27 protein-coding genes and 1 pseudogene are annotated in these 26643 nt (G+C 48.1%); 10 read left to right on the plus strand and 18 right to left on the minus strand.

The genetic code is table 11. The features are described 5' to 3' along the window. Positions 1–54: 54 nt before the first annotated feature. From O9X78_RS13950 to O9X78_RS13965, 4 genes and pseudogenes are all read left to right on the plus strand, one after another. Positions 55–594 carry an SseB family protein gene (locus O9X78_RS13950; protein ID WP_269620324.1) on the plus strand — a complete coding sequence of 180 codons (540 nt, stop codon included), beginning with the start codon at positions 55–57 and terminating at the stop codon, positions 592–594. 18 nt (positions 595–612) lie between these two features. Next, positions 613–894 (plus strand): annotated as a pseudogene (locus O9X78_RS13955) (enhanced serine sensitivity protein SseB C-terminal domain-containing protein); the annotation flags it as partial. A gap of 70 nt (positions 895–964) precedes the next feature. Continuing rightward, a complete protein-coding gene (locus O9X78_RS13960) occupies positions 965–1450 on the plus strand; it encodes a DUF3592 domain-containing protein (protein WP_269620325.1) in 486 nt (161 codons plus the stop codon). A 105-nt stretch (positions 1451–1555) separates the two neighbouring features. Continuing rightward, positions 1556–1744 carry a hypothetical protein gene (locus tag O9X78_RS13965; RefSeq protein WP_269620326.1) on the plus strand — a complete coding sequence of 63 codons (189 nt, stop codon included), beginning with the start codon at positions 1556–1558 and terminating at the stop codon, positions 1742–1744. 134 nt (positions 1745–1878) lie between these two features. Here O9X78_RS13965 and O9X78_RS13970 read toward each other — a convergent pair whose 3' ends face one another. Genes O9X78_RS13970 through O9X78_RS13990 form a run of 5 tightly spaced genes read right to left on the minus strand, consistent with a single transcriptional unit; the run spans position 1879 to position 5467 of the window. Next, the gene (locus O9X78_RS13970; RefSeq protein ID WP_269620327.1) at positions 1879–2649 is read right to left on the minus strand and encodes an SDR family NAD(P)-dependent oxidoreductase; all 771 of its coding nucleotides are present in this window, start codon (positions 2647–2649) and stop codon (positions 1879–1881) included. 12 nt (positions 2650–2661) lie between these two features. Continuing rightward, positions 2662–3471 (minus strand): ThuA domain-containing protein, encoded by an 810-nt coding sequence (locus tag O9X78_RS13975; protein WP_269620328.1) that lies wholly within the window; start codon positions 3469–3471, stop codon positions 2662–2664. A gap of 16 nt (positions 3472–3487) precedes the next feature. Further along, positions 3488–4663 carry an aromatic ring-hydroxylating oxygenase subunit alpha gene (locus tag O9X78_RS13980; protein WP_269620329.1) on the minus strand — a complete coding sequence of 392 codons (1176 nt, stop codon included), beginning with the start codon at positions 4661–4663 and terminating at the stop codon, positions 3488–3490. A gap of 24 nt (positions 4664–4687) precedes the next feature. Then, complete coding sequence (locus tag O9X78_RS13985) at positions 4688–4999, minus strand: putative quinol monooxygenase (RefSeq protein ID WP_269620330.1); 312 nt, start codon at positions 4997–4999, stop codon at positions 4688–4690. Between the two features lie 30 nt (positions 5000–5029). After that, positions 5030–5467: an SRPBCC family protein gene (locus O9X78_RS13990; RefSeq protein ID WP_269620331.1), complete on the minus strand. Its 438-nt coding sequence runs from the start codon at positions 5465–5467 to the stop codon at positions 5030–5032. Between the two features lie 190 nt (positions 5468–5657). On the opposite strand from O9X78_RS13990, the gene O9X78_RS13995 reads away from it, so the two are divergent. The 5 genes from O9X78_RS13995 to O9X78_RS14015 all read left to right on the plus strand — a co-directional run bounded on the left by O9X78_RS13995 (position 5658) and on the right by O9X78_RS14015 (position 11809). Next, positions 5658–6692 (plus strand): NADP-dependent oxidoreductase, encoded by a 1035-nt coding sequence (locus tag O9X78_RS13995; RefSeq protein WP_269620332.1) that lies wholly within the window; start codon positions 5658–5660, stop codon positions 6690–6692. A 207-nt stretch (positions 6693–6899) separates the two neighbouring features. Beyond that, the gene (locus O9X78_RS14000) at positions 6900–9167 is read left to right on the plus strand and encodes a TonB-dependent receptor (RefSeq protein WP_269620333.1); all 2268 of its coding nucleotides are present in this window, start codon (positions 6900–6902) and stop codon (positions 9165–9167) included. A gap of 658 nt (positions 9168–9825) precedes the next feature. After that, positions 9826–10581 (plus strand): glutathione S-transferase family protein, encoded by a 756-nt coding sequence (locus O9X78_RS14005; protein WP_269620334.1) that lies wholly within the window; start codon positions 9826–9828, stop codon positions 10579–10581. An 88-nt stretch (positions 10582–10669) separates the two neighbouring features. After that, positions 10670–11179 (plus strand): DUF6653 family protein, encoded by a 510-nt coding sequence (locus tag O9X78_RS14010; protein WP_269620335.1) that lies wholly within the window; start codon positions 10670–10672, stop codon positions 11177–11179. 48 nt (positions 11180–11227) lie between these two features. Further along, positions 11228–11809: a putative antibiotic biosynthesis monooxygenase gene (locus tag O9X78_RS14015; protein ID WP_269620336.1), complete on the plus strand. Its 582-nt coding sequence runs from the start codon at positions 11228–11230 to the stop codon at positions 11807–11809. A gap of 37 nt (positions 11810–11846) precedes the next feature. Here O9X78_RS14015 and O9X78_RS14020 read toward each other — a convergent pair whose 3' ends face one another. The 13 genes from O9X78_RS14020 to O9X78_RS14080 form a co-directional block, all read right to left on the minus strand. Further along, positions 11847–12662: a sulfite exporter TauE/SafE family protein gene (locus O9X78_RS14020; protein WP_269620337.1), complete on the minus strand. Its 816-nt coding sequence runs from the start codon at positions 12660–12662 to the stop codon at positions 11847–11849. Further along, positions 12652–12852 (minus strand): cbb3-type cytochrome oxidase assembly protein CcoS, encoded by a 201-nt coding sequence (gene ccoS / locus O9X78_RS14025; protein ID WP_269620338.1) that lies wholly within the window; start codon positions 12850–12852, stop codon positions 12652–12654. The genes O9X78_RS14020 and ccoS overlap by 11 nt, the downstream gene beginning before the upstream one ends. After that, complete coding sequence (locus tag O9X78_RS14030) at positions 12845–15298, minus strand: heavy metal translocating P-type ATPase (protein WP_269620339.1); 2454 nt, start codon at positions 15296–15298, stop codon at positions 12845–12847. The genes ccoS and O9X78_RS14030 overlap by 8 nt, the downstream gene beginning before the upstream one ends. After that, positions 15295–15828, minus strand: coding sequence for a FixH family protein (locus tag O9X78_RS14035; RefSeq protein ID WP_269620340.1), 534 nt, complete (start codon positions 15826–15828; stop codon positions 15295–15297). Before O9X78_RS14035 ends, O9X78_RS14030 begins: the two co-directional genes overlap by 4 nt. 24 nt (positions 15829–15852) lie before the next feature. Continuing rightward, positions 15853–17304: a cytochrome c oxidase accessory protein CcoG gene (gene ccoG / locus O9X78_RS14040; protein WP_269620341.1), complete on the minus strand. Its 1452-nt coding sequence runs from the start codon at positions 17302–17304 to the stop codon at positions 15853–15855. Positions 17305–17330: 26 nt separating this feature from the next. Continuing rightward, on the minus strand, positions 17331–18224 hold the full coding sequence (gene ccoP / locus O9X78_RS14045; RefSeq protein ID WP_269620342.1) for a cytochrome-c oxidase, cbb3-type subunit III: 894 nt from the start codon (positions 18222–18224) through the stop codon (positions 17331–17333). Continuing rightward, complete coding sequence (locus O9X78_RS14050; RefSeq protein WP_269620343.1) at positions 18217–18408, minus strand: cbb3-type cytochrome oxidase subunit 3; 192 nt, start codon at positions 18406–18408, stop codon at positions 18217–18219. The genes ccoP and O9X78_RS14050 overlap by 8 nt, the downstream gene beginning before the upstream one ends. A gap of 16 nt (positions 18409–18424) precedes the next feature. Continuing rightward, entirely contained in the window at positions 18425–19033 is a 609-nt protein-coding gene (gene ccoO / locus O9X78_RS14055; protein WP_269620344.1) for a cytochrome-c oxidase, cbb3-type subunit II, read from the minus strand. Continuing rightward, positions 19030–20463: a cytochrome-c oxidase, cbb3-type subunit I gene (gene ccoN / locus O9X78_RS14060; RefSeq protein ID WP_269620345.1), complete on the minus strand. Its 1434-nt coding sequence runs from the start codon at positions 20461–20463 to the stop codon at positions 19030–19032. Before ccoN ends, ccoO begins: the two co-directional genes overlap by 4 nt. 58 nt (positions 20464–20521) lie before the next feature. Further along, positions 20522–21133, minus strand: a complete 612-nt coding sequence (locus O9X78_RS14065; RefSeq protein ID WP_269620346.1) for a Yip1 family protein — start codon at positions 21131–21133, stop codon at positions 20522–20524. A gap of 212 nt (positions 21134–21345) precedes the next feature. Then, positions 21346–22098, minus strand: a complete 753-nt coding sequence (fnr, locus tag O9X78_RS14070) for a fumarate/nitrate reduction transcriptional regulator Fnr (protein WP_269620347.1) — start codon at positions 22096–22098, stop codon at positions 21346–21348. A gap of 147 nt (positions 22099–22245) precedes the next feature. Continuing rightward, positions 22246–23655: an oxygen-independent coproporphyrinogen III oxidase gene (hemN, locus tag O9X78_RS14075; protein ID WP_269620348.1), complete on the minus strand. Its 1410-nt coding sequence runs from the start codon at positions 23653–23655 to the stop codon at positions 22246–22248. Positions 23656–23660: 5 nt separating this feature from the next. Beyond that, complete coding sequence (locus O9X78_RS14080; RefSeq protein WP_269620349.1) at positions 23661–24230, minus strand: hemerythrin domain-containing protein; 570 nt, start codon at positions 24228–24230, stop codon at positions 23661–23663. A 180-nt stretch (positions 24231–24410) separates the two neighbouring features. Between O9X78_RS14080 and O9X78_RS14085 the strand changes: the two genes are divergently transcribed. Next, on the plus strand, positions 24411–26546 hold the full coding sequence (locus tag O9X78_RS14085) for an acetyl-CoA hydrolase/transferase C-terminal domain-containing protein (RefSeq protein ID WP_269620350.1): 2136 nt from the start codon (positions 24411–24413) through the stop codon (positions 26544–26546). Positions 26547–26643 lie beyond the last annotated feature (97 nt).

The following is a 26643-nucleotide window of genomic DNA, read 5'->3' on the forward strand; positions in this document are numbered from 1 at the left end:
TCAGCTTGCTTAAGAATGGCCATAATCTGGCTATCTGAATAACGGGGTACTTTCATGCAGAATCTCCTTCAAACTATTATGAGAAAATTCTACTTATCGCTCCAGCTATTTATCGGGGTGATTACCACACCACTAGATCAGGCATACGTTGAGGCAACTAAAAATAACAAAGAATCTGTATTCTATAATGAATTTTTAAGTTCAACTATTTTCATACCAACCATAAATGCGCCAGAAGAAGACAAGCACAGTAGAGCCGGAAATGACGATACAATATCCCCTATAATAATTGAGTCAGATGGTGAAAAATATTTGATGTTATTTGATTCAAAAGAAAGACTGGCATCATGGGCTCAGCGAGAAGTCGGTTTTGCAGCACTGCCAGGACATGCCATAGTTGAAATGATGGGGACAGACTTTCACTGGGTACTTAACGTCGGAACAAAATATACCAAAACGTTTGTTCCTGATGAAATAGAATGGCTTAAAGGAAACCTTAAAAATATTGAGAAACAATCAGTTTCTTCAGGCGCTCAAGTTTTAATTGGTGCTCCAGCGAAAATCCCTGATGGCTTAATTGAATCATTAACTTAAAGTTTATCCTCAAGAAACAATGAGGTTAAATCTGCATATCTTGGTCAAGTTTATTATGTGAAAGACGGTGAGAAACCTCACTTAGCACTCGTTATAGAAACCGAAATAAAAGATAAATCTATTATTGAAGCAATAAGCCAAGATCTTGCTGTATCAACAAAGGGGTTTTTAGGTGAAGATGAGTATATTGATATTTTGGTGAATGATGGCAATGGCACAGCAGTAGAAATTACTAAAGCAGTTAAACCATTCTACGTGAGAAAGAGCAGTTGGCTAAAAAAAGTGCTAATAAGGCAATGAAAAATCGCCGACAAAAAGCCGTGGGCTGGACTCGCTACGCTCGCCTTTTATTGCAGCGTTAGGTGAAGGTATGAACTCGGTAATGAAAAGGACAAAATGGCCAATAATTATCTTTACCGGAATTCTAATTTCTTTTGAATTAATAGATGGAACCGTCACGACCGCATTCGCTTTTATATTTTCAAATCCCGACAGAGTGGTAGAAGGAAAAATCCTATATTCGAAAGTAGCGTTTATTCCTCGTGGCACAAGAGCACATAACGTCCGTTACTCATATCAGGTCGAGGGAAGATATTACGAGTCGCGTATGATCAACTACCTTGGGAGAACAAGCAAGCCTAGAGAAACGGTGGAAATGTATCCTCAAGGAAAGATCGTCCAGGTTTTTTACGACTCGTCAAGTCCTAGTATGTCCGTATTAAATAGGACAGAGCTTGGGATTGATATTTATCTTGGCTTTATCAAGGCAATAGTCATTGCTTTAATCCCTGTGCTTTATCGGGTGTTATTTAGTGCCGGAAAAGGAATTACTAAAACGAGCGAAAAATGCACCTAACAGATGGCAGCATTCGCTCCCGTTGGTCGCTGGGACGTCCAAAACGCTGTGAACTTGTATCACTTTAACGGACAGTAAATCACTGTTTGCCTAAAGAGGTGCACCATGGGATTAACAAAGAAAAAGCAGTACGACAGCTACACGCTGGCTTACAAGTTCACTGCACCTGCGCTGGGCGTTAAAGATAAACAAAAACCTTCATCCGACTTGGGCTTTCGTCCGTCCGCTTTTTACCAATATCCGTTAGCAGTTATGCGCTCGAAACAATGCTATACAAAAATGTGGCAAACCTGAGTTTTTAGTATAGATAGACCAAGGTGGTCGTTATGTGTGAAACGACCCAGTGAAAAGTGCTTGCAGAGTAGGTAGTGAGGGGAGGGGGCGATATAGCCCATGGGTATGAGCTATAGCGTAGGCTTTTAGTGTTACTAAAATCCCATTTCTTGGGGTGTCGGGATTCTGCGTAGGGTTTGTCCACCGGAGATATCGATTAGTTGTCCGGTGATAAAAGCTTCGTCCGAAAGTAGCCAAAGCGCTGCGTTGGCAAGGTCGGCGGAGGTAGGTAGTCGCCCAAGTGGAATTTCTTTTAAGAACGCGTTTTCAATGGCCGGGTCTTGGAAGTAGTTTGCAGTCATTGCCGTTGCGGTAAAGCCGGGGGCTAGCGAGTTTACGCGGATATTTTGTGGGCCGTATTCCACTGCGGCAATACGTACTAGTTGGTCGGCACCGGCTTTGCTGCCGCCGTAGGCGCCAAGTCCTGGTGGTGGGATGATACTGGCTTGTGTGGACGTAGTAACAATAGAGCCGCCGTTGTTCATGACTGCGGCCATGTGCTTGATAAATAGAGCTGCGCCTGTGAAATGAACGTCGCTAGCCTGTTTGAGCATGGCCTCTGTGGTGTCGGCGATGGCCGCTGACACGTCGATGCCGGCAAAGTTAATTGCGCCATCGAGTTGTCCGTAGTGGCTAATCGCTGCTGCAGCTAGGGCTGCTAGCTGTGCCTCTTTGGTGATGTCACATGCGATGGGGATGGCGGCGTCTAATGAGCTCGCTATTGCGGTTACTCGGTCTATTTGGCGGCCAGCCAATACTAATTTGGCGCCTTCTTCGTTAAGACGGCGAGCCGTTGTCGCGGCCATGCTGCGTTCGTCTGATACGCCTAAAATTACGATGACCTTATTTGCTAATCTATTGCTCATTAATCAATTCCTTTATTGTTCTGTAGCCTGCTTTGCTTGGGCCTGTGCTTGACGAGTAATGTCGTCGAATGGCTCGATAGTCCATTTAATGCCTCTACGTAGCAGTGTGTAGAATACGGGGAGATCCCATGCGCATTTCTCTACGGTGGGCCAATAGTCGAGCAGGGGCTGCATGTCGTAGTGATGGCGGCAGTGGCCGAGGGTTAAGTAAAGTACTTCGCCTTTGCCGACTTCGTGGGTGTAAAGTACGGGGTGACGTGCATGCTCCCATTCATCCTCTTCAAATCCTTCTGCCTTGCCGCCGTATTCGGCATCGAGCAAGACATTGAGCTTACCGTAGGTTTTCATTAGGTATAGCTCGTCGGTACTTTCGAAGGGCGTAATGCCTTCTACCAGAGGATGGTCCGGGTTTGCTACCGAAACGGTATAGGGCGCAATTGGTGGGTGAGAGCGGAACATAGATCCTAGGGTTTCTACGAACAGCGGCGCCCAATCTGGTGTGCCGTATAAGCCGGTATTCATTAATCGAATAATGGAGTTAGTCCCGTGCAAGGCGTACCAGCGGCCGCCATCGGCAACCCATTTGTAAAGTGCTTCTTGTGCAGTGAGGGAGGGCACTACATTGCAGGTATACGAGATAAGCATGTCTGCATTGTTAATGGCGTCGATGTTTTCGTAGTCTTCAAAAACACGAACGCGAATACGATCATCTTCGGCGAGTAGCTTCAGAAGTTCTAAGCGCGCAAAGTCAATGTCGTGCCAGACACCGCCTGTCACTAGAACGCAATTAATTCTGCCCGCTGTATATTTTTTATCAGTCATCTCTGGCTCCGATATTTTACAGTGTTGGCTTTGGCAGTGACGGATCGTTTGCTAAGCAGTAGTCCACCCATTTATGAAAAAATTGGTTGCCACGTTCGTTGCGGCCAAACATTACGTGGGAATGCGCGCCTGACTCAATGCCTTTTTGGATACGCAGGCCCATGAAGTAGTCTTCATTGTCGACAACGTTACGGAGCCATTCAATCATGTCGTCTAAGGCTTGCTTTTCTTGGTCGGTTTCTGGCGCGGTGTGGTGGATAAAATAAAGGTGCGTGGTGTTTTCACCAGGTGTGGGGCCGGGGATAATTTGCGCTACTTGAGTGATTTCTGGTGCAACAAATATCGATACATTCGGAAATAATGTGCGGATAAAGTCATAGCCATGATTTTCATGCTTCCAGTACTCGTCTGGGTTTACGTCTTTCAGGGTATGAATGCTGCGTTGGGGGAAACCCAGTAAAATGTGCGGACCATAATTTTCAAAATGCATGATGTTTGAATAGGTACGCGGGTTCACGGTTTCTGGGTGGGCAATGGCGAAATGATAGCCTTCTAAGTAGCCGTCGTAGGCAATCTTCCAGTTCGCGCCATAAATGGTGCGTTTGCCGCAAAAGTGCCATTTATCGAAGCCAATGTCTTCGATATCTTCGATCATACCGCCTAGGTGTTCTTCAAAATCAACTTCAGTATCACCATTTAGTACGGCGAATATCAAACCGCCTCGCTCATAGGTGGGTAATTGGGTGAGTCCGTGGCAGCTTTTATCTACGTCGCCAAATTTGTTTTGATCGGCAACGGCAATCAGGTCGCCATCATTGCGAAACGACCAGCCATGATACTGGCAGGTAAAGCGCGAACGGGTGCCATACTCTTCGGTGGCCACTTGCATGGCGCGGTGGGGACAAACGTTGAGCATGACCCGCGCGCTGCCGTCCGCGGTGCGGGTGATTAGCAGTGGTTTGTCTACGAATTGCAGGGTTTTGTAGTCACCTGGATTCGGTAATTCCTGGCTTAGGGCGACAAAGATCGGCCGGTTCTTAAAAATCAAGTCAATTTCTTGCTGCCAACCATCCGGGTCAGTATAGGCAGTGCAGGGCACTGACATTGTGCTCTCAGCCATGTCTGTCTGCTTGTTGTCGACATAGTCGATCATTTTTTTGACTGCGTGATTATATAGCGACTTTTTGCTCATAATGACCTCTAGGATTTGGCGGTGTTATATATCTAGTTGCAGCGGGCCGCAGGAACTGACTTCGTACTTCATTACTTGCATATCGGTAACATCGAGGCTTGCCGCGAGTGCTAGAAATTCAGCGATGTGTGGCAATGAAAGATGAGTCATTAGTGCGTCTTCAGATGCCCACTGCTCAAAGATGCAAATCATATTGGAGTTTGCGATATCAACAGCAATAGAGTAGTCAATGCAGCCTTCTTCGGCATGAGTTGGCGCCAATATTTTTTGAGCACCGGCAATATAGCTGGCGGTGTCTTTTGGGTTAACGGTAATACGTGCAGAGATAACAAGCATGATGTTGTGGTCCTATCGATATATGGAAGTTTATGAGGTTGCTTGGCTTAAACCCGAGAACATAATTTGGTATGCCGCATTTAAAAAGTCTTTGGCCTCTTGTTCGCGCCCCAATTCTGCTTCAAATTCAGAGTGGTAGCTCAGACGACATTTGTTGCCCTCAATGAGGCTGAGCGTTCCGGTCGCCTTGTATTTTGTTATACCGGCTGGCCTATCATTTACCAGCGCTAGTGAGTAGGTATAAGTACGTGGGTCAATGCTGAGCAATTGTTCGCTAACTGCTGTAGGGAAGCCGACATTAAATATGTGCCGTGTCATTCCTACGCCTTGACCTTCAAGTTCGACGCGATCTATATCTACCGCAAGGCCTGTAGGCCACCAGCGTTGAATGTTGCCGAAATCTGCGAGAAGCTCCCATAATGTGTCTCGCGGAGCGGAAAAGTCGTGGAAGGTATCGATAGTTTGCATAATAGGTGACTTTTTGTTGAGTACGGGTTCCAGCGAACCATTAATTATTATTTGCCGTGTAAGTATGATCGGCATGGTTAAAGTTAATCAATAGCGATAAAAAAGTCAAACATGATTGATTTTATTTTTATCTAGTACTACTCTTTTCCAATTCGCAGTACAGACACGATAATAATTGTAGGAATATTTCATGACCCCAGTCACCAATAGACAGCTTTATTTACATCAGCGTCCTGTAGGCGTTCCGACCGCGGACGATATCCGTTTGCGAACCGTGGACGTGCCTTCGCTGGCCGACGGCGAAGTATTGATCGAGAATCATTACTTATCTTTGGACCCAGCAATTCGGGACTGGATGAGTGGTAACGATACGTATATGGCTCCTATTGCCATTGGTGAGAGTATCAGAAGCACCACGCTGGGAAAGGTGTTGGAGAGTCGTCATCCAGATTTTGTTGCGGGAGACTATGTCCAAGGTTTGGCGGTTAACGCCTGGGAGGAGTACACCGTCAACTCAGGAGAAGTACTTACAAAGGTGGTGAATGATGGTAAGTATCCACCGCGCTATTATTTAAGCATCTTCAGTGGCGCCATGGGTTTAACGCCGTATTTTGGCATGTTAGAGCTCGGTCGTCCGGTAGCGGGTGAAACGGTATTGATAAGTGCGGCTGCCGGTGCAGTTGGTTCAATTGCGGGTCAAATAGCGAAGATAAAAGGGTGTCGAGTTGTTGGTTTGACAGGCACACAAGAGAAGGCCGATTGGTTAATGAATGAGTTGGGTTTTGATGCCGTCATTAATTACAAGGAGTGTGAAAATCTATCGGACGAGATTGCAAGGGTGTGTCCTGAGAGAATAAACATATTTTTTGATAATGTGGGTGGCGAGATTCTTGACGCCGCGTTACTCAATATCGCGGACCATGCGCGTATCGTTTTTTGCGGTGCGATTTCAAGCTACAACGCGAGTGGGCCGGTACCAGGGCCGTATAACTATTGGCAAATTCTGGCTCATAGCGCAACGGTTAAGGGCTTGTTAACCACAAACTATGTTGAACAATTTGATGCTGCAAATAACGAGATTCGCGGCTGGCTTGAGTCAGGAAAGTTACGTTTTAACGAAGATATTGTAGATGGTATAGAGAATACCGTTGAGGCATATACGCGCCTATTCTCAGGAATGAATAAAGGTAAGTTGTTAGTACGATTAGCAGCCGCTGATCAGTGATAAAAATAATTGAATAATTACAGCGATTCTGTAAATCAATAATTCCGTGGATCTTGGGTGTCGAAAGGTAGCCGTTTTCGTCAATCAATTTTGTTAAAAAATAAAAAAACAGACAAACTTGTTTAATTTAAGGATCGCTGCTAGGATTTCGTACATATAGCTATCGTGAGATCGATAGGCGCTATAAAAATAACATAGGGGATAGTTATGTCTTTTATAGATAACGACAGAAGACTAATATGCAAGTCGCTTGGTATCATTGTTATGGCCGGTGGTACATCAATTGCTACACCAGTACATGCTGAAGGTGCTAGAACAATAGAAGAGGTCTTGGTCACTGCACGTAAACGTGAAGAGAGCATACAAGATGTACCAGTGGCAGTAAGTGCTATTGCAGGAGACGATGTTAAGAATGCATTTACTTTAGACACTACGTCACTAGCTCAGTTTGCGCCTAATGTTGTTATGGATACTGTTGAGGCGGGTACACCAGCGGGTGGCGGTTTCTCTATCCGTGGTATTAGTTATCAAGATGTTGAGAAGGCGTTTGATCCAACAGTATTAGTTGCTGTAGACGGCGTACCTTTAGCGACTGGTACAGGACAGGTTTTCGATCTGTTAGATATTGAACGTATAGAAGTTCTGCGTGGGCCACAGGGTACGTTGTTTGGTAAAAACGTCGTTGGCGGTCTGATTAATATCCATCGCCAGAAGCCGAGAACTGATGAGGTAAGCGGAAAAGTCCGTGCTCGTGCTGGAACTTACGGTAAACAAGACCTTGAGCTTTTATACAACTACGGCGAAGACAACTGGGCGGTTAAGTTAACCGGCGCATCACTTAATCAAAGTAAAGGTTATACAAAAAATTCTGTGTCAGGTGATATGGGTAAGAAAGACACTACCCGCGCCGGTGTGCATTGGTTGTTTGACGCTTCAGAAGCGGTAACTCTGCAAGCGCAATATAACTACACGAATATGGAAGGTATCGCGGCAGCGACAATTGCGACATCTACCGACAATGCCGATGTTTTCTGTGGGCTATATCAAGCTAACGGCTTTGAATGTGGCGGCCAGTTTGGCGACACAGTTCGCCCCGTTGGCGAAGGGTCTGATCGTCGGCGCAGCTACGCAGATTATCGGGGTGGTGTTGGTCTTGAAACCCATCAGGCTATCTGGCAGCTAGATGCTGATCTGAATGACTCATTGACGCTAACCTATGTTGGCGGATGGTTGACGTCGGATGACGAGTACAAAGTCGATTTTGATGGCACATCCGCAACGCTATATCACGTCAATCGCTTTGGTGATTACAATCAAGTTTCTCACGAAATTCGCATAAGCAGAGATGCTGGTGATAATTTGCTTTGGCAGGCTGGCGTATTCAGCGCTAACTCGGATGCGACTTCTAATCAGATATCGCAAGTGTTCAGTACCGCATGGACTCCATTCGAAACTACTGAAACTTCCTCTGAGTCTCACTCTGTGTTTTTCGAGGGCGACTACAGTATGTTAGATAGCAAGCTGACGCTAACTGCTGGCACTCGTTATATTACAGAAACAAAACGAATGGATCGCGATGTATTTGATCCCGATACTGGCGTCTTTTCCGTAGGGCCAAATGCAGGTGGTGAACGTACCGATAACGATTGGATATATCGTCTGGGCGCGCGTTACCAGTTTAACGATGACTTGATGGCCTATGTGACTAGTGCCACTGGTTTTAGAAGTGGTGGTTTCTCGCCACGAGCATCTACGCAGGCCTCTCTCTCCGAGGGATTCGGTCCCGAAACCTTAACCAACTGGGAAGCTGGTGTTAAATCTAAGTTGTTCGAGGGTAAGCTCAAATTGAATGCGACTATCTTTCATATGATTTATGAAGATATGCAGACAGAAGTGTCACTTCCCGCGCCAAATGTAGCAACGGGCAATGAGTTAGCGATTCGCAATATCGGCGAAGCTGAATTTGACGGTGCAGAGTTGGAGTTTGATTTATTGCTAACTGACTGGTGGCGCTTTTCCGGTAATATCGGACTTCTTGATGCTAAGTATACTGACTTCGTCGCGGACATATACGGCGACGGTATTATAGCTGATGAGTCAGATTTAAATCTTCGACGCGCACCAGAAATCACATACTCTGTTCAGAACGTATTGGACTGGTCTGTCAGCGGGGGACTTATGAGCTGGCGCGTGAGCTATTCATGGCGTGATGATTACGAGTCTACCTTGACCAATCACCCAGGTACGCAAATTGAAGCATTTGGTTTAGTGGATTCTTCATTAACCTTTGAACGTGATGAATGGCGAGTTTCTTTATTCGGCCGTAACCTCACCGACGAAGAGAGTTATTCTCACGATTACGTAGTTACGCCGAATCGTCCTCAACCTGGGGTTACTAATCCCGGTTCTTTGTGGAAATTTGCAACAGTGAGATCGCCGCGTGAGTTTGGTGTCGAAGTGGCGTATAGCTTTTAACTATTACACTTTATAGCATGATGCTCCGGCCCTCGCGGGATCGGATAAGACACCGCCAATCGTAAATTGCTTTATAGGCATTTATGATTGGCGGTGATTTTTTATATAAAGTAAGGTCTGCTATGCCAGTTTCGGTGTGTGGGTAATCTAGGAGCTTGATCGACGTAAAAGCATTTCGTCATAGCTCGACACTCAGGCACCGCTATTTTCAAGTTAGTATTCTATTAGGCAAGAAACTCTACAACTCTGCTTTATGTCTTTTCAGTGATTAAAATAAGTGTCATTTACGACATGTTATGACCTGTCTACATCTCCAGTTCGTCCTTGTTTGATCAAACTTATTTATACAGCTGTATTAACCAGTATGTACATTAATGCTGACTCCGTTGTTCTGACTAAATTTTCAACGGGAGGGTGAAATTCTGCCCGTTGAATTGGGTGTCTAGCAAAATCTGGAGAGTCTGGTACATAATGTGTTGTGCCGTAAACCGAGATTTTCTACGGGTAAGTTGTTAATTTGAACAAACAACGTATTACGTCGATCTGTTCAATAAGGTTTATAGGCATTTCCGGTTTGATTCGCAAATGCCAGTAAAGTTTTGTGTGAAATTAAGTGCTCATATTTGATTGTTTGTGGTCTTAGGTACAAGGCGCATCTATGGAAAATAATAATAAGGTAAAAATAGTTGGCTCATACTTGTCACCTTACGTTAGAAAGGTGCTTGTTTGTATGGAGTTAAAGGGGATCGAGTACGAAATCGATCCTATTGTCCCTTTTTATGGTTCAGCTGAGTTTGGTCTGCTTAGTCCGCTACGCAGGATTCCGGTGTTAATTGATGGCGATGTGGTCTTATCTGACTCAACCGTTATCGCTGAATATTTAAATGAGAAATATCCCACGCCAAATTTGTTACCCGCGGATATTGCCTCCCGTGGTCGTGCTCGATGGCTTGAGGAGTACGCTGACTCGCGGCTAGGAGAGGTATTGATTTGGCATTTGTATCATCAGCTAGTAATTCGAAAGTTCGTCTGGGGGCAGGAGCCAGATCATGTTGTTCTTAATAGGGCTTTAGAGCAAGAAATTCCAGACGCTTTGGATTATCTGGAATCGCAAGTACCTAAGGCTGGTTTTCTCTTTGACACGATTTCAATTGCGGACATTGCCATAGCTAGCTTTTTTAGGAATGCGATTTTTTCGCGTTATAAAATTGATGAACAGAGATGGCCCAAGGTCTACCGCTACGTGGCCGATCTGTTGGCTATGGACTGTTTTGTGAAGCTGCAAAAGTTCGAAGCGATTTGCCTGAAAACGCCCATTCTGGAACATCGAAATATGTTGAAGGAAGCAGGGGCACCGGTCTCGGAAGAGACGCTCGGAGGCGATAAACCGCAGCCGGGAATTGTTGCGGTTTGATACGTAAAGGCTTAGCTGACCCCGTGTGGAGGTCTTCGCGAAATGGGGAATGCTGCGTTCATAGGCCGGCATATTCGAGGGGAAAGTGATGACATTAGAACGAAGAGTCGCAGAGATCTTTAAGCTCACCGACGAGCGTTGGATGAGGCACGCAAATCCGATCAGTGTATGGACTCGCTATTCGGTACTACCATTTATAGTCTTGGCGATTTGGAGTCGAGTTTGGATTGGTGTGTGGTGTGCCATTCCCGTTTTATTGTCTCTTGCGTGGATGTTTTTAAATCCACTATTGTTTAATGCTCCTATCTCGACTAAAAATTGGGCGTCTAAAGCGGTGCTGGGTGAAAGGGTGTATTTAAATAGAGATAAGATTCCTCTGCCTGAAGTACATACTATTTATTTGCATGTATTACTTAATTTTTTGTCGTTTGTTGGTTTAGTGTTGGCTATTTGGGGCGCGATTTATTATTCAATCTTGGCGGCGGTCAGTGGTGTATCGCTCGCTGTCATCGCGAAGAGCTGGTATTTAGATCGAATGGTATGGCTTTACGAAGATATGAAGGAGTCTGACCAAGGGTATAAAGCGTGGGATTATTAATTATCTTGCTTATTAACTGTGTTTGAGAGAAAGATAGGTACCGTCGTTATGAGTAACTCGTCAAATTCTAGCTCAGACTTTATGCCTGACGGTGGTGCTACGGCCGTTATTACCCATAGGGTGCAGATTGATAAGCATCCGGAATATGAAAACTGGTTACAGCAAATAGTGCCTGTTTGCCAAGCATCTGCAGGCTATTTGGACTGGCATATCGTTAGGCCAATTTCTGGCGTCTCAGAAACATACACCGTGATTATTCGCTTTGACACCGAAACCCATTTACGAGAATGGATGGGGTCTTCAGCGCGCGCCGAGCTTATCGAGAAGGTGCGGCCCGTAGTGGCGGGGGATGAATTTTTTATCAGTAGCGGACTAGATTTTTGGTTTTCGCCGGCGGGTGCGAAAGCGAAGCCACCAATCCGCTGGAAACAATATTTAGTGACATGGTCGGCAATTTATCCCTTGGTGCTATTCACCCCGTTAGTGGTTTTACCCGTATTGCGGGTGACCGGTCTTCCACCAAATCGCTACGTCGATATGCTATTTGTGACCGGCACGGTTGTGGCGCTGATGGTGTATATTGTTATGCCGCGTTACACCAATCTTATTAAGCGGTGGTTGTTTACTTGAACGACAGGGCAGTATTGACAGCGATGCAGTATCGAATTTAGTGCATGCTGTGTTGTGCATGAATATCGCCAGGAGTTGCATGTGCATCGTGTTGCTGCCCTTGATGTGCATACATGACGTATAGCGGATAAATCGCTAACGCCATTAACAAACCGGCGAATATGAAGCGGGTGAGGGGCTTTTTCAGCGCGCTGCGCAGCCCGCCACTCAATGTTCCGATGCTGAGTACCGCAGGGGCAGTTCCCAAGCCAAAGCAGGCCATGAGTATGGCAGATTGTATTGCACTGCCGCTCAGTGCAGACCACGCAAGTGCGCTATAGATCAGACCACAGGGTAAAAATCCCCAGAGGCCGCCCACAGCGATGGCTTTGGCGGGGGAGTCGATGGGGATAAAACGCTTGGTTACTGGCTGTAATCGTTGCCATAAACGTCCACCCAACTTTTCTAACATCATTGAAAGACGGCTCCAGCCAGCGACCGATAGCGCCATAGTCATCAGCATTATGCTGGCGAGTATGCGCAGAGCTTGGCCGATTGGCATCAGTTGTGCTGATGCCAATGACCCCGCTACCGCTACGGAGCCACCGAGTATGGCTCCCAACAAGGCATAGCTGGAAATGCGCCCCAATTGAAATAGCAGGCTGTAGTAGATACTTTGCAGGCCTGCCGACGGGGTACTTCTCGCGATCACGGCGCTGCCGTTTTGATGTAAGGACGTTTGTGGCGATTGCCGGGGTGCGCGGCTCGATGCACCCAGCAAGCCTGCAATACCGCCGCACATGCCAACGCAATGCGGGCTGCCAATAAGGCCCAATAAGAATGCTGCTGAGTAACTAAGCACCTCAGGCATCATGGTGTGTATCTCGTTTTAGCTTTTTCTTCGGTTTGGGCTTATTGGGTTGCGTCTCGTCATCAAATAAGATGCGCTGGCCTTCGCGGTCTAAATCTTCGAATTGCTCATTACCCACCGACCACCAAAACAAGAAAATGACCAAGCCAAAAAAGACCAAAGCGATAGGTAAGAGAATCACTAAACTACCCACCATGACCTCCGTTTGTTGCGAGTGTATTCAGCTGCGGAGCATCCGTTTCATTGATTTCTAAGGTGTCGTCTTTAGCGTCTCTGCCAATGCGCAATGCGTTTAATACCACGACTAATGAACTAAGCGACATACCCAATGCCGCGAGCCACGGCGGCACCCAGCCCATTGCGGCTAAGGGCAGTGCCAGCAGATTGTAGAGCAGTGCCCAGCTTAGATTTTGTATCAGAATACGTCGGCTTTGTTTTGCTTTGTTGAACAGCATGGCGATATTTAGCAGAGAGTTATCGAGAAGAACGACGTCTGCCTGTGTGCGTGTTAATTCACTGGCGCTGGTCATGGCAACAGAGATATTTGCACCAGCAATGACCGGCGCATCGTTAATGCCGTCGCCGACCATCATCACGATGGCACCTTCGGTTTGCAGTTGCCTTACTTGACGTAGTTTTTGTTCTGCACTGCAGCCGGCAAGATATTTATCGATACCCAACATACCGGCAATTTCTGCAACTTGTCCGGAATTGTCGCCACTTAGAATTTCAAGGTGTAAACCGCGGCGCTTTAAGTTTTTTACTAGCGCGACGGCATCGCGACGAATTTCATCGGCGAGTTGGAAGTGGGCCAACACGCCATTGTCGTCGGCAAGGTAGACATTGAGATGGGCGCTATTGTGATGCGCCTCTATACTGAAAAATGCAGCACTGCCAATGCGGTAGTGTTTTCCGTTTATGCTGCCGCAAATTCCGGCACCACTGACCACTTCACCATTTTCCAGCTGTAAATCTGGGTGCGCGCCGGTGTCTTCGCGTTTAAATGCGTGGGCGATGGGGTGTTGAGAAAGCTGTTCCAATGTCGCGGCGATACGTCGCGCGGTCTCTGCGTTCATGTTGGAAAATACCCGACAGGACAGTATGTGCGGGTGCCCTTCGGTGAGCGTGCCAGTTTTATCAAAGACCACGTGGGTGACGTTGCGCAGTTGTTCTAGTACTCGCCCATTGCTTATTAGCACGCCTTGTTTCCCCAAGGCTTTGATCGCAGCGGTGTAGCTTGCCGGGGTTGCCAATGACAGGGCGCAGGGGCAGCTAACCACGAGCACTGACAGGGCGATAATAAAAGGCGAACCGCCCTCATGACCGTACCAGTACGCAAAGCTAAGACCACTGATGGCCATGACTAGTATCACAAAGTGGCTGGACAGTTGATCGGCAAGTTGTGCCACCGCTGGCTTGGTAGATTGCGCTTGTTCCAGCAGTTGGGCGATTTTTGCCCACGCTGTTTTATTGGTGACGGCGGTCACTTCAACATCGATATTGCCGTCAATATTGCCACTGCCTGCCATTACGCTGTCGCCAATTCCGCAGCGTGTGGGGAGAAACTCGCCGCTAAATGCACTATTTTCAAGGCTGCTTTGGCCGCGACGAATAACTCCGTCAACGGGAAGTGTCTCACCCGCGTGTACGCTGATTAGGTCTCCTACTGAAAGCGCTTTTACGGGTAGCCATTCAAATTTGCTGTCGCCTAGTTTACTTATCTTACGCGCGGTCATGGGGAGCGATGTGCCGCGATGCTGATGTTGGGCAACCCGCAGTTGTAAGTAACGACTCAGCAATAGGAAAAAGGTAAACATGCTGATGGTGTCGTAATAAACGTGCTCACCTTGGCGAATCGTGGCTACCACACTGGCGAGATAGGCGGCGGTTAATGCGATAGCGACGGGTACATCCATGCCAGGGTGGCCACGGCGCACAGAGCGCCATGCGTTTTTGAAGAAGGGCTGTGCCGAGTACAGTAACACCGGGGTGGTAATGAGTAGGCTAAACAATCTGAGTAGCGTGCGGGTGCTGTCGTCGATGCCCTGAAAATCGCCGGCGTAAAGACCTATCGCCACCATGCCCACTTGCATCATCCCAATACCTGCGATACCTAAACGTCGCAGTAGGCCATCCATTTCTTCTTGCAGTTGTATGTCGCGGTTAGCCGCCGACCACGGCAACGCTGAGTAGCCGAGTGCATTGAAGGCGCTAAAAATCGCACTGACATTTAATTTTTCTGGATTCCATTTTACGGTCGCGACCGCATTTTGTAGATGAACACTTATGGACTCGACACCGTCGATGCCCTGTAGATGGTGTTCTATAAGCCATGCGCAGGCGGCGCAGCGTAAGCCAGCCACACTGAAGCGACTGACCCAAAACTCGCCTTCTTTTTTGGAAAATTCTTCGATGAGTTCGCTATTATCAAAACGGCAATAATCGTCGTCGCCATCGCTGGGGGAGATTGCTGTTGTTGAACGCAGTCGATAATAGTCGTCTAGCCCTGAATTAAGTATGCACTCGGCGACCGCTTGACAGCCACGGCAGCATAGATTTTTAGGTGCGCCGTCGACAAGCACTGCGAAGCTGGCACCGGGGGGAATAATTTCTCCGCAGTGGTAACACGCCTCGCTCATAGCGTCTCCGTGTGTCCGTCTTGATCATCCATAATAAATTGCTGGCTGAGTTCGGTGTCGAATTCTGATTTTAAACGCCAGCCGCTTTCCTTGTCGTTGTCGAATGATTCTAAATCTAGATACCAGCGTCCTGCGACGTTATCGCTGACCTGCCCGGTGTAATGATTCGCGCCATTGTTGAGTAGCACAGTTTGAAAATCCCGGTCTTCATCGGTGGGATGCTGCCAATTTAAAACGAGGTGCTTGTAAGTGGGTAGGTCGGTGCCGCTAAGAGTGACATCGATATATCCCTTCGCGAGTTTACCGGTGGCAGCTAGTTGCATTTGCTGTGCGATGTCATCTTGCTCAAGATAGCGATTTATCGCCAAACCGTCTTTGTAGTAGTCGTCGCGTACCAAATTGTCGCCGTGGGTAATGGCAATTACCAAAGTGTAGACGCTGGCTATCACCACTGAGCCCGGCAGCAGAATCAGAAACCATGGCCAAAATTGCCGATACCACTTTTCGGTAGTGATGGGGCTGTTTGGCATACGGTGCTCCGTGGTCATTTGGGTTTACTCACTCGGTGCGAAAAAGTTGCTGTCGTGGCTAACTACGTCGTCGCTGTCGTCTACTCTTCGTGCTAAGAAGGTGACGTTAAAGGCGCCGGGAAGTGTTTGCGCCGGGCTTGAGCGAAGCATGACGGGAACATCGACGACTTCGCCGCTTAATACTTCAAACTCTGCAGAACCAACTAAGCTTAAATCGTAGGGCGCAGAAAATGACAATTGGTAGTGATGGGGCTTTTGGCTTTTGTTGGCGATCTTGACGGTGTAGTGATTCTCTATACCGCCTGCGTCGCTCCGGTAATAGAGTGCTTGGCGGTCGCGTAATACGCTGAGTTCAGTGGTTTCGCGGTCGGCAATACGATAGCCCAGCAAGCCACTCATTAGGGTGATGGCAATGACGTAGCCAACTAAACGAGGGCGTAGAATTTTAGTTTTCTTGCCCTCAAGGGCGTTTTCGGTAGTAAAGCTAATCAGGTTTTTCGGGTAGTGCATTTTTTCCATAACCGAGTTGCATGCATCTACGCACAGGGCACAGCTGATGCACTGGTATTGGAGTCCGTCGCGGATATCGATGCCCGTGGGACAAACTTGTACGCACAGCTGACAATCGATGCAGTCACCCAAACCAACGTCGGCGGATTTATCGTGGCGTTTACGCGAGCCTCGCGTTTCTCCCCGTTTGCGGTCGTAGGAAATAACCAGCGTGTTTGGGTCGAACATTGCCGCTTGAAAACGGGCGTAGGGACACATATAAAGGCAAACTTGCTCGCGCAACCAGCCGGCATTGCCGTAGGTGGCAAGGGTGAAAAAGCCAATCCAAAACGCGGCCCACGGGTTGAGGCTAAAAGTAAGGAACTCGTAGCTTAAATCTCGAACGGGGGTGAAATAGCCGACAAAGGTAAACCCCGTATAAAAGGCCAGTACTAGCCACATGGTGTGTTTTAAACTTTTCTTGGTAAATTTTTTAACGCTCCACGGTTCAGCATCTAGCTTTATACGTTGATTGCGGCTGCCTTCTACTTTTTGTTCAATCCACATGAACATACTCGTCCATACGGTTTGCGGGCAGCTGAAACCGCACCACACTCGGCCAGCAAAACTGGTAACGGCAAACAAGGTAAACGCCGCAATAATAAGTATCCAGGCGAGCATAGTCAGATCTTGCGGCCAAAAGGTAAAACCCAAAACGTGGAATTGTCGAGCGGGTAGGTCAAAGAGTACCGATTGCCGATCTCCCCATTGCAGCCACGGTAGTAAAAAATAGCCCGCTAATAATGGCCACCCGGTTAGTGTGCGAAGACGTTGGAAAAATCCCTCTATTTTGCGGGTGTAGATCTTTTCCCGTTTTTCATAAAGATCAATTTCCGACACTTCTGCAGGCACAAACTCTTCGACGGGAATACGATCCGGATCGTGATCCGGATGCAGTGAGTCGGGTGTGGGACTAGGTGAGTTCATGCTTCTCTAACCTTTACGATGTGTCGTTACTTTGCGTTAGCGTCTGAGGATTGCCGTAATTGATAGACATAGGCGGTTAGCAGGTGAATTTTCTCCTCGCTAAGCTTGTCGTGATGAGCTGGCATTTGACCCGCTCTACCCGCCGCAATGCTCTGTTTGATTTGCCCGACATCGCCGCCATAGAGCCAAATATTGTCACTGAGATTAGGTGCACCCATCAGTGGATTACCCTTGGCTTCTGGGCCGTGACATGCGGAACACAGCATAGCGAATTGCTTGCCCGCTGGGCTGGTCGCATCGGTGCCCGTGGTGTGTAGGTTGCTAACGTACTGGGACATAGACTCCAGCCCGTCGTTGCCTAATATACTTGCCCATGCGGGCATGGCACCGTTGCGGCCTTGGGTGATAGACATGCGTATTTGCTCTGGCTCACTGCCGTAGAGCCAGTCATGGTCGGTCAGATTTGGAAAGCCGTAACTTCCTTCGGCGTTTACGCCGTGGCATATCGCGCAGTTATTCGCGAAGATACGTTTACCCAAGCGCATGGCTTTTTTGTCGTCTGCTAGGGCGACCACGTCTTTATTCATAAAGCCTTGATAAAGCGACTCAGTGGCAAGCTCCGCTTGTTGAACTTCTTTTTCCCACTTGCCAACCGAGGTCCAATGCAATAAACCGGGGTAATTACCCAAGCCCGGATAGAGTGCCAAATAGCCAATAGCAAACACGATGCTGATCACAAACATTTTGATCCACCACGACGGTAGAGGGTTATCGTATTCCTCAATACCGTCGTAGACATGTCCGGTGGTTTTGTTTTCTTTGTTCACCGTGATTTTGCGATTGCTAAACAGCAACCACACAATCAGCGCAATAGAGATTGCGGTGAGCAGGATGATCCACAAACTCCAGAAATTACTCATCGGTTTTCTCCGTGCGCTTGGCGATGGGATCCGGTTTACCGTTTGGGTCATCTGCTACAAAGGGCAGCAGGGCGGCGTCTTCAAAATAGGCTTTGCGGCTTTTACGAAAAACGCTAAAACTCAGTGCGATAAAGGCGATAAACACCATCAGTGTTGCTATTGCTCTCAGGCTGTCTTGATCCATGATTTCGTTCCTCCACCTAGCGCTTGTACTTGAGCAGCGTGCCTAGCTGCTGCAAGTAGGCAACGACCGCGTCAATTTCTTTTTTACCGGCTACCTGTGCTGCCGCGCCTTCAATGTCGGCATCGGTGTAGGGCACACCAACTTTGCGCAACGCAGCCATTTTTCTGCCAACCATCTCGCCATCAATGTCATTGTTAAATAACCAGGGGTAGGCGGGCATGATGGATTCGGGCACAACGGCGCGTGGGTCGAATAAGTGAGCGCGATGCCACTCGTCGCTGTAGCGCTCGCCAACCCTCGCAAGATCTGGCCCTGTGCGTTTTGATCCCCACAAGAAGGGATGTTCGTAAACACCTTCGCCTGCTACCGAGTAGTGGCCGTAGCGCTCCGTTTCTGAGCGCAGTGCGCGTATCATTTGCGAATGACAAACGGTGCACCCTTCACGAATATAGATATCTCGTCCGGTTAATTGCATCGCGTTTAGGGGCGTGAGTCCTTTTATTGGCTGGGTGGTTTCCTTTTGAAACGCAAGGGGAACCAACTCCACCAAGGCACCGAAGCTGATGGCGATAATGATGAAGATAATCATCAATCCAATATTTTTTTCTACTAGCTCGTGCTTCATGCCATTACCTCCGCTGGGCTTTTGGCCACAGCCAAATCTTCACCGTTGCGAATGGTTTGCCACACGTTCCATGCCATTACCAACATGCCAAACAGGAATATACTGCCGCCGAAGAAGCGAACGATATAGCCGGGATGACTAGCCACAACAGATTCTGCAAAGCTGTAGGTTAGGCTGCCGTCGCTGTTATAGGCACGCCACATCAAACCTTGAACAATACCGTTTACCCACATGGAGGCGATGTAGAGCACAGTGCCAATGGTGGACAGCCAGAAGTGCAAACTGATGGCCGGTATGCTGTACATTTTGGCCTTTCCGAATAGCACCGGTATTAAATGGTAGATCGTACCGATGGAGATCATCGCTACCCAACCAAGCGCGCCAGAGTGAACGTGGCCAATGGTCCAGTCGGTGTAGTGAGAGAGCGAGTTAACGGTTTTAATCGACATCATCGGCCCCTCAAACGTAGACATACCGTAGAAGGACAGCGACACAATCAAGAAACGTAAAATCGGATCGGTGCGTAATTTATGCCAGGCACCTGACAGCGTCATTATGCCGTTGATCATGCCGCCCCAAGAGGGCGCCAGCAGAATCAATGACATCACCATGCCTAAACTCTGCGCCCAGTCGGGTAGGGCGGTGTAATGCAAATGGTGTGGGCCTGCCCAAATGTACACTGATACCAATGCCCAGAAGTGAACAATAGACAAGCGGTAAGAATAGACCGGGCGTTCGGCTTGCTTGGGAACAAAGTAGTACATCATGCCGAGGAAACCGGCAGTGAGGAAAAAGCCCACTGCATTGTGCCCGTACCACCACTGCACCATCGCGTCGACTGCGCCAGCATAGATGGAATAGGATTTCGTCAGGCTCACCGGAACCGCTAAGCTATTCACGATGTGCAGAACGGCCACCGTGATAATAAATGCGCCGTAGAACCAGTTCGCCACATAGATGTGCTTCATTCGGCGTTTCATGATGGTGCCGAAAAAGACAATGGCGTAGGCAACCCAGACCAAGGTGATCAGTATGTCGATGGGCCATTCAAGTTCTGCGTATTCTTTAGACGTTGTGTAACCCATCGGTAAGGATATTGCCGCGAGCAAAATTACTAGCTGCCAGCCCCAAAACACAAAGGGAATCAGCGGGCCGCCAACAAGGCGCGCTTGGCAGGTACGCTGTACCACAAAAAATGATGAGCCCATTAAAGCGCAGCCGCCAAAGGCAAAGATGACCGCATTGGTGTGTAGTGGTCGCAAGCGACCAAAACTTAACCAAGGCGTGTCGAAGTTAAGTACCGGCCATATAAGTTGGGCGGCCAACAGCACCCCTACCGCCATACCTACAATGCCCCAAACGACCGCCATTACGGTGAATAGCTTCACCGCGCGATAGTCGTATACGGGCAACTGGGATTGAGAGTCCATACGGATTCCTTTCTATGTCAATGCAGAAAAATATAAAGTGTATGTATCGATTAGCGTGCTAGCCGTCGATGAATACCGGGGCTAAGCCCATCTCCCAAAGAATGACTACTGCGCCCATCAGCGCCATAAAAATCACCATGCAGACGGCTACAACGGCGGAGGCGTACAGAAAACCCCGCTCGCTGGGAACGTCCATCACCGTGGGAATACCGATATATAGCAAGTAGACCGCCCAGCTTAAGCCGGCGATACCCAGTAACATGTCTAACCAAAAAATGGGGTAGAAGCCGCATAGTCCAACGATGAAAAGTGGCGTGGCGGTGTAACTGGCTACCACCATGCCTTTGGTCAACGATGCTTTGCTGCCGTATGTTTCGGCCATCCAATAGATGGCGTAGCCGATAGTGGCGAGGGAGCCCAGCATGGCAATATAAAACGCCACCACAATCCACATCGCACTGGCCTGGGTTAGTAGCACCAGTTCACCGTCACCGACGGTCCAGCCCTTTTCTGTTACGCCGTAATACCATGCGAGGCAGGGGCCTGCGGCCAGAATGATGGCGTACAACAGCTTGCTGGCAAGCGCTGAATCTGGCACACGACTTACCGCATGCCACTGGTCTCGGGGGTTAAATAGAAATCCAAAGGGGTTGCTGACAAAAGTGGCCACGGCTCGCTCTCTTACGATCGTCCAATGATAGTGTGCACAATATCAAAAGCAGTAAGTAACGGGTTTGATCTACGTCAACTAGTGAATTGTTTTGCGCACTTCCTATGCAGTGGTAATTTGCAATGAACTCAGTCTAGTTTTGCCTTGCCGGTAATTCAAGTTCCGCAAAAAGGGTAAATGCTGAACGTTTGTTTCAGATGCACTTCTGTACTTCAGTGCCCAAGCGATGCAACGCGTTTTAAGGTATCGATATCTAAAACCGTGACTTCTTTCTTATCGATTTCGAGTAGGCCCTGTTTGGCAAAACGGCTAAACACTCGGCTTACGGTTTCTATTGTTAGGCCCAGGAAGTTGCCGATATCTGTGCGTGACATGGGGAGGCGGAAGCTAAGGGGAGATAAATTACGGCGAGCGTTGCGGGCGGAAATGCTAACCAGTAAAGAGGCAATACGTTCCTCCGCGGTGTGTTTACTTACCAAGGTGATGTGCTGCTGGTCTTCAACTATTTCTTGGCTTAGTAATTTGAAAAAATGCTTTTGCATATTGGGAAGTTTGCCGCTTAAGTCTTCGATATTTGCGAAGGGGATTTCGCAAATGGCAGCGACTTCCATGGCTACTGCGGAGCTGGCGTAGCGATTGTGGCCTATTCCGTCCATACCGAGAATTTCACCGGGCAGGTAAAAGCCGGTAACTTGTTCTTCGCCGCTGTCTGACACGCTATAGGCTTTTACTGAGCCAGAGCGCACGGCGTAGATTGAGGTGAATGTATCGCCCTCGCGGTAAAGGTGTTGGCCTTTTTGCAGGGGGCGCCCCCGCTGGACGATTTCATCGAGTTGAACAATTTCATCTTGTGCTAATGCCAATGGTAAACATATCGCACTGAGGCGGCAGCTGGCGCAGTTGATTGCCGCATTGTGGGGGCAATTCTTCGTTGACGGCGCGTTTTTCTCGCTGACGGCAATCATGGTAGGCATTCCCTTTTTTGGGTACATATTAACACGGGATAATGCCTACTCTGACTCACTTTGCGGTTACATTTCAAGTGTTAAACGAAACTTAGTTGAAACTCCTTGGCTTATGAATTTGGTATGACATGAATTAATAATCGATATCTAAACCGTTTGTGAATAACGTTCAGTTTGGTCGCTGAGATATTGATCAAAGACCATGCAGACATTGCGAAGCATCATTCGGCCTTGTTCTGTTATGGAGATGTCTTCCTGATCGATGATGACTAAACCATCCCGCTGCATTTCCGCCAACTTCGGCTGAGTATCAGCGAACTTTTCCCAGAACGGTATGTTGAATTTATTGTCGAATATTTGTGTAGAAACGCGAAGGTTACAGGCGAGTTCCATAATTACGTAAGCGCGTATTTGGTCTTCTTTAGTCTTTGTCAATCCTTTGTCTACGGGAAGTTGGCCTGCCTCTAATTTGCTGTAGTAATCAGCTATGTCTTTACTGTTTTGTGCATAGCAGTCGCCTATAGAGCTAATGGCCGACACGCCGATACCGAGTACGTCGGGTGCAAGCGAGGTGGAATAGCCTTGAAAGTTACGCTGTAAATGACCATCTTTTTGACTACGGGCAAGCTCATCGTCGGGTCTTACAAAATGGTCCATACCGATGTAAATATAGCCAGCAGCAATTAGCCGTTCATTGGCGATGCGGAGCATGGCAAGCTTTTCGTAGCTGTCTGGTAAGGTTTGGCGCTCGATTGCCCGTTGCGGTGCAAAGCGCGTTGGCATGTGGGCGTAGTGATACAGCGAAATTCTATCTGGCAGCAGTGCAATGACATCGTCGAGTGTTTTATTTAAGCTTTCGTAGGTTTGCAGTGGCAGGCCATAAATAAGATCGAAGCTGATTGAGCTAAAGCGATACGCTCTGGCAGCGCCGACCAGCTCGATAATTTGTTCAGTGCGTTGTACTCGGTTGATAGCTTTTTGTACTTGTGGGTCGGTATCTTGAATGCCAAAGCTGAGACGATTGAAGCCTAGTCCGCGTAGTAGGGCGAGTCGGTCTGGAGTGACTGTTCGCGGATCAATTTCTATTGAGTATTCGCGTTCTTGATTGTCGTCGAAGTTGAAATGACTCGCGAGTAAATGAATTAATTCTGTTAATTCTGCGTCGTCTAAATATGTCGGTGTGCCGCCACCAAAGTGCAGCTGCGATACATGGCGGGTATTGCCGATGTGTTTCGATAAGAGGTCAATCTCTATGGCGATATGATCGAGATACTCTCTACCCACACCACTTTTTTTGGTGACTATTTTGTTGCAGCCGCAGTAGTAACACAGCCGACGGCAGAAGGGGATGTGTACGTAGAGTGAGAGGGGCGCCGAGTCTATTCGGGCTGCGTCCAAATATTGCTCATAGTTTGCTGTCGTAAATTGATCGCTAAATTGCAGCGCAGTGGGGTAGGAGGTGTAGCGTGGCCCCTGTGTACTGTATTTGGCGATTAGGTCTACGTTTGAACCCGTAGCTTCTTGCTGTGTTGGTACGACTGAGAGGCTATTCATCATATTTCTCAATGTAGGCCGGTATTCGTTAGCGCATTACTGCGGTTCAGATTTTGTGAGCGTTGAATGTAGTCCCACTGCTCAGTGTCTTCATTGCTACTTTGCTTGTCGCGGAGCGTGTTGCCTACATCTTGCCAGTCTTGTTCATCGAAGCGTTCGCTAATGGCGGCAAAAATATTGCGTTCAGCGTGTATATGGGCAATTTGGCCGGTGCAGAAGTGACGACTGAGTTGTAATACACGTTGCGAGGGTGTAATACCGGCTACGCGAAATTCACTGTAAATAAGCGATAGCTGACTGCTCAGCGCCTCTAAGCGAGGATGATCATTTAGTAGGAGGTGAATTGCCTCAACATTGACGTGCTTTTTGCTTAGTAGCTGTTTGAATAATACGTCTTCAGTCGGGTGGTGCCAGATTTCGGGATAGACCTGAATGTAGTCCAAAATTTCAAGAATCCGATCCATATTCGCCGTGCCTCTATCGAGACCGGTTAGACGATGGATGTCTTTACTTAACAGATACATCATTCGCAACATGCGGCGGTGATCCTGTTCCAGCTGTTCGAGTATATATTGCATGGCATAGGCTCCCAAGTTACCCGCTGCTAGCGCGGACGAATGTTGTTATGGTGTGAGGTTGAAATTTACCGATATTCTCTCGGCGTGATCTTGATGTAAGTCAAATGTGCTGCTTATAGTGGTTCTTAGTATCTGGTTGGGCAGAGTTAGGGTGTTTTGATTATCGTATAAGGAGTGCAAATGTCCCTTAAGCAGACCGAGTTTACGATGGTTGAAATTGACCATTGCGTAGATCAACTCATCGCTAAAATTGGTAAAGATATTCGCGTTGCGATGCCATTGGGCTTGGGTAAACCGGTGGCGTTAATCGATGCGCTGTATCTTCGTGTTAGCAATGATCCCGCATTATCGCTAACCATTTTGACGGCGCTTAGCTTGGAGCGTCCAAGGGAGCGTGATCCGATTCGCGGGCGTTTGCTCAATCCGGTTTTTGATCGCCTATACGCTAATTACAGCGAACCGCTTTACCTGCGCGATGAGCGCAGTGGCAAAGTGCCCGCGAATATAAAACTCTGTGAATTCTATTTTAAGGCGGGCAGTCGCATAGGGCATTCTGACGCGCAGCAAAATTACATCAGTTCTAATTACACGCATGCCGCTCGGGATGTTGTTGCTCAAGGTTGTAATGTGGTTATTCAGTTGTTGGCACGGGAGGGTGGCTCGCTGAGTATGAGTTGTAATCCTGATACTTCGGCTGAGGTAGTTGCGCGATTGCAGCAATCAGGGCGGGATTATGTTGCTGTTGGCGTGGTTCATCCCGACCTGCCCTTTATGTATGGTGACGCCGAAGTTGACGCCGCGCAGTTCGATTTTTTACTAAATACCGACAGCGCTAAGCACGGACTGTTTCAAGTGCCGCGCCTGCCACCCATTCCCGACACCGACTATGCCATTGGTCTGCGCGCCAGCGCCTTGATACGGGATGGCGGAACGCTCCAGTTGGGTATCGGTGCAATGGGTGACGCTATTGTGCAATCGGTGTTGGTTCGCCATCAAAACAACGCAGATTACCGCGAGTTGTTAGCGAGGTTTGGTGTTGATCAACACAGCGCAGCGCTAGTTGATGCGATTGGTGGCCGCGATGTCTTTGATCAGGGCTTGTACGGCGCCACTGAGATGTTTGTGGAGGGGTTCCTGCACTTGTTCGAGGCTGGTGTGTTGCAACGGCCTGTGTACGATTTTTGGGCCTTGCAGCAGCTGATCAATCTTGGTCGTTGTCGTTCTGACGATGTGAGTTCAGATTGCATTGCCGCGATGGCGGAGTTGGGCGTGCGTGAGCTGCGTGGTAAAGATTTCGAGACGCTGCAGTACCACGGATTCTTCAATGAAAAGTGCCGTTACCACGAGGGGCAGATTTTTAATCAACAGGGAGAGTATTGCTCGGCTAATATGGCCAACCCCGACAGTCAGCAGTTTATGGTGACGCATTGTTTGGGCTCGAAATTGCGCAATGGCAAGATGCTGCACGGCGGTTTCTTTTTGGGCAGTGGCGCGTTTTATCAGGCATTGCGAGATATGCCTGCCGCTAAGCGGCGTCAGCTTGCCATGTGCGGCGTCGATAAAATAAATCAACTGGATATGAACCCGCGTTTGTTTAAAGCCCAGCGTCAGCATGCCCGATTTATTAATACCGGTTTAAATGTAAGCCTTAACGGTGCGGTGGCATCAGATACCCTTGAGAATGGCCAAGTTCTGTCGGGGGTGGGTGGCCAATACAACTTCGTTGCCATGGCCCATCAGTTAGATGATGGCCGATCGGTACTCATGATTCGCGCTACCCGCGCGCAGGGCGACAAGGTCATGTCGAATATTCTTAGCCACTACGGTGCCTGCACCATACCCCGTCATTTGCGCGATATCATTATTACCGAATACGGCATAGCCGATTTACGATCTAAGACTGATGAGCAAGTCTGTCAGTCCTTGATTAATATAGCTGACTCTCGCTTTCAGGCGGATCTTCTGGTCGAAGCTAAGGCGATGGGTAAGTTATCTCCTGGCTACCAAATACCGGCGGCGTTTAGTCAAAACCTGCCCGAGACCATTAGCGATAACGTCGCATGGGCGCGTGCCAAAGGACTGATGCCCGCATACCCCTTTGGCTGTGACTTTAGCGAAGATGAATTAGAGGCGGCATCGACTTTGATGTCGCTATCTGCGTTGTCATTGGGAGAGAAACTCGTGGCATTGAAGAATGGTCGGGAGGCGTCGGACGCTGCTCGTCGGGTCTTGTCTGTTCTTGATTTAGAGCAGCCCACGACCGTAAAAGAAAAGTTGTTGAAACGGATGATTCAGGGCGTAGAGAGTGGAAATTGAGCTCAGCTATGTTCTAACGATTTAAATTAATTGCGATGGCTGTCACAAAACAAAGCGATAGTTTAACTTCAATATATGCTATTAATTAAGACTAACT

This window comes from Zhongshania aquatica (genome assembly GCF_027257955.1).
Classification (GTDB): domain Bacteria; phylum Pseudomonadota; class Gammaproteobacteria; order Pseudomonadales; family Spongiibacteraceae; genus Spongiibacter; species Spongiibacter aquatica.

Coding starts and splice junctions, on each gene's coding strand:
- O9X78_RS13950 (WP_269620324.1), top strand. CDS start 55: ATGCAGAATCTCCTTCAAACTATTATGAGAAAATTCTACTTATCGCTC.
- O9X78_RS13960 (WP_269620325.1), top strand. CDS start 965: ATGAACTCGGTAATGAAAAGGACAAAATGGCCAATAATTATCTTTACC.
- O9X78_RS13965 (WP_269620326.1), top strand. CDS start 1,556: ATGGGATTAACAAAGAAAAAGCAGTACGACAGCTACACGCTGGCTTAC.
- O9X78_RS13970 (WP_269620327.1), bottom strand. CDS start 2,649: ATGAGCAATAGATTAGCAAATAAGGTCATCGTAATTTTAGGCGTATCA.
- O9X78_RS13975 (WP_269620328.1), bottom strand. CDS start 3,471: ATGACTGATAAAAAATATACAGCGGGCAGAATTAATTGCGTTCTAGTG.
- O9X78_RS13980 (WP_269620329.1), bottom strand. CDS start 4,663: ATGAGCAAAAAGTCGCTATATAATCACGCAGTCAAAAAAATGATCGAC.
- O9X78_RS13985 (WP_269620330.1), bottom strand. CDS start 4,999: ATGCTTGTTATCTCTGCACGTATTACCGTTAACCCAAAAGACACCGCC.
- O9X78_RS13990 (WP_269620331.1), bottom strand. CDS start 5,467: ATGCAAACTATCGATACCTTCCACGACTTTTCCGCTCCGCGAGACACA.
- O9X78_RS13995 (WP_269620332.1), top strand. CDS start 5,658: ATGACCCCAGTCACCAATAGACAGCTTTATTTACATCAGCGTCCTGTA.
- O9X78_RS14000 (WP_269620333.1), top strand. CDS start 6,900: ATGTCTTTTATAGATAACGACAGAAGACTAATATGCAAGTCGCTTGGT.
- O9X78_RS14005 (WP_269620334.1), top strand. CDS start 9,826: ATGGAAAATAATAATAAGGTAAAAATAGTTGGCTCATACTTGTCACCT.
- O9X78_RS14010 (WP_269620335.1), top strand. CDS start 10,670: ATGACATTAGAACGAAGAGTCGCAGAGATCTTTAAGCTCACCGACGAG.
- O9X78_RS14015 (WP_269620336.1), top strand. CDS start 11,228: ATGAGTAACTCGTCAAATTCTAGCTCAGACTTTATGCCTGACGGTGGT.
- O9X78_RS14020 (WP_269620337.1), bottom strand. CDS start 12,662: ATGATGCCTGAGGTGCTTAGTTACTCAGCAGCATTCTTATTGGGCCTT.
- O9X78_RS14030 (WP_269620339.1), bottom strand. CDS start 15,298: ATGAGCGAGGCGTGTTACCACTGCGGAGAAATTATTCCCCCCGGTGCC.
- O9X78_RS14035 (WP_269620340.1), bottom strand. CDS start 15,828: ATGCCAAACAGCCCCATCACTACCGAAAAGTGGTATCGGCAATTTTGG.
- ccoG (WP_269620341.1), bottom strand. CDS start 17,304: ATGAACTCACCTAGTCCCACACCCGACTCACTGCATCCGGATCACGAT.
- ccoP (WP_269620342.1), bottom strand. CDS start 18,224: ATGAGTAATTTCTGGAGTTTGTGGATCATCCTGCTCACCGCAATCTCT.
- O9X78_RS14050 (WP_269620343.1), bottom strand. CDS start 18,408: ATGGATCAAGACAGCCTGAGAGCAATAGCAACACTGATGGTGTTTATC.
- ccoO (WP_269620344.1), bottom strand. CDS start 19,033: ATGAAGCACGAGCTAGTAGAAAAAAATATTGGATTGATGATTATCTTC.
- ccoN (WP_269620345.1), bottom strand. CDS start 20,463: ATGGACTCTCAATCCCAGTTGCCCGTATACGACTATCGCGCGGTGAAG.
- fnr (WP_269620347.1), bottom strand. CDS start 22,098: ATGATTGCCGTCAGCGAGAAAAACGCGCCGTCAACGAAGAATTGCCCC.
- hemN (WP_269620348.1), bottom strand. CDS start 23,655: ATGATGAATAGCCTCTCAGTCGTACCAACACAGCAAGAAGCTACGGGT.
- O9X78_RS14080 (WP_269620349.1), bottom strand. CDS start 24,230: ATGCAATATATACTCGAACAGCTGGAACAGGATCACCGCCGCATGTTG.
- O9X78_RS14085 (WP_269620350.1), top strand. CDS start 24,411: ATGTCCCTTAAGCAGACCGAGTTTACGATGGTTGAAATTGACCATTGC.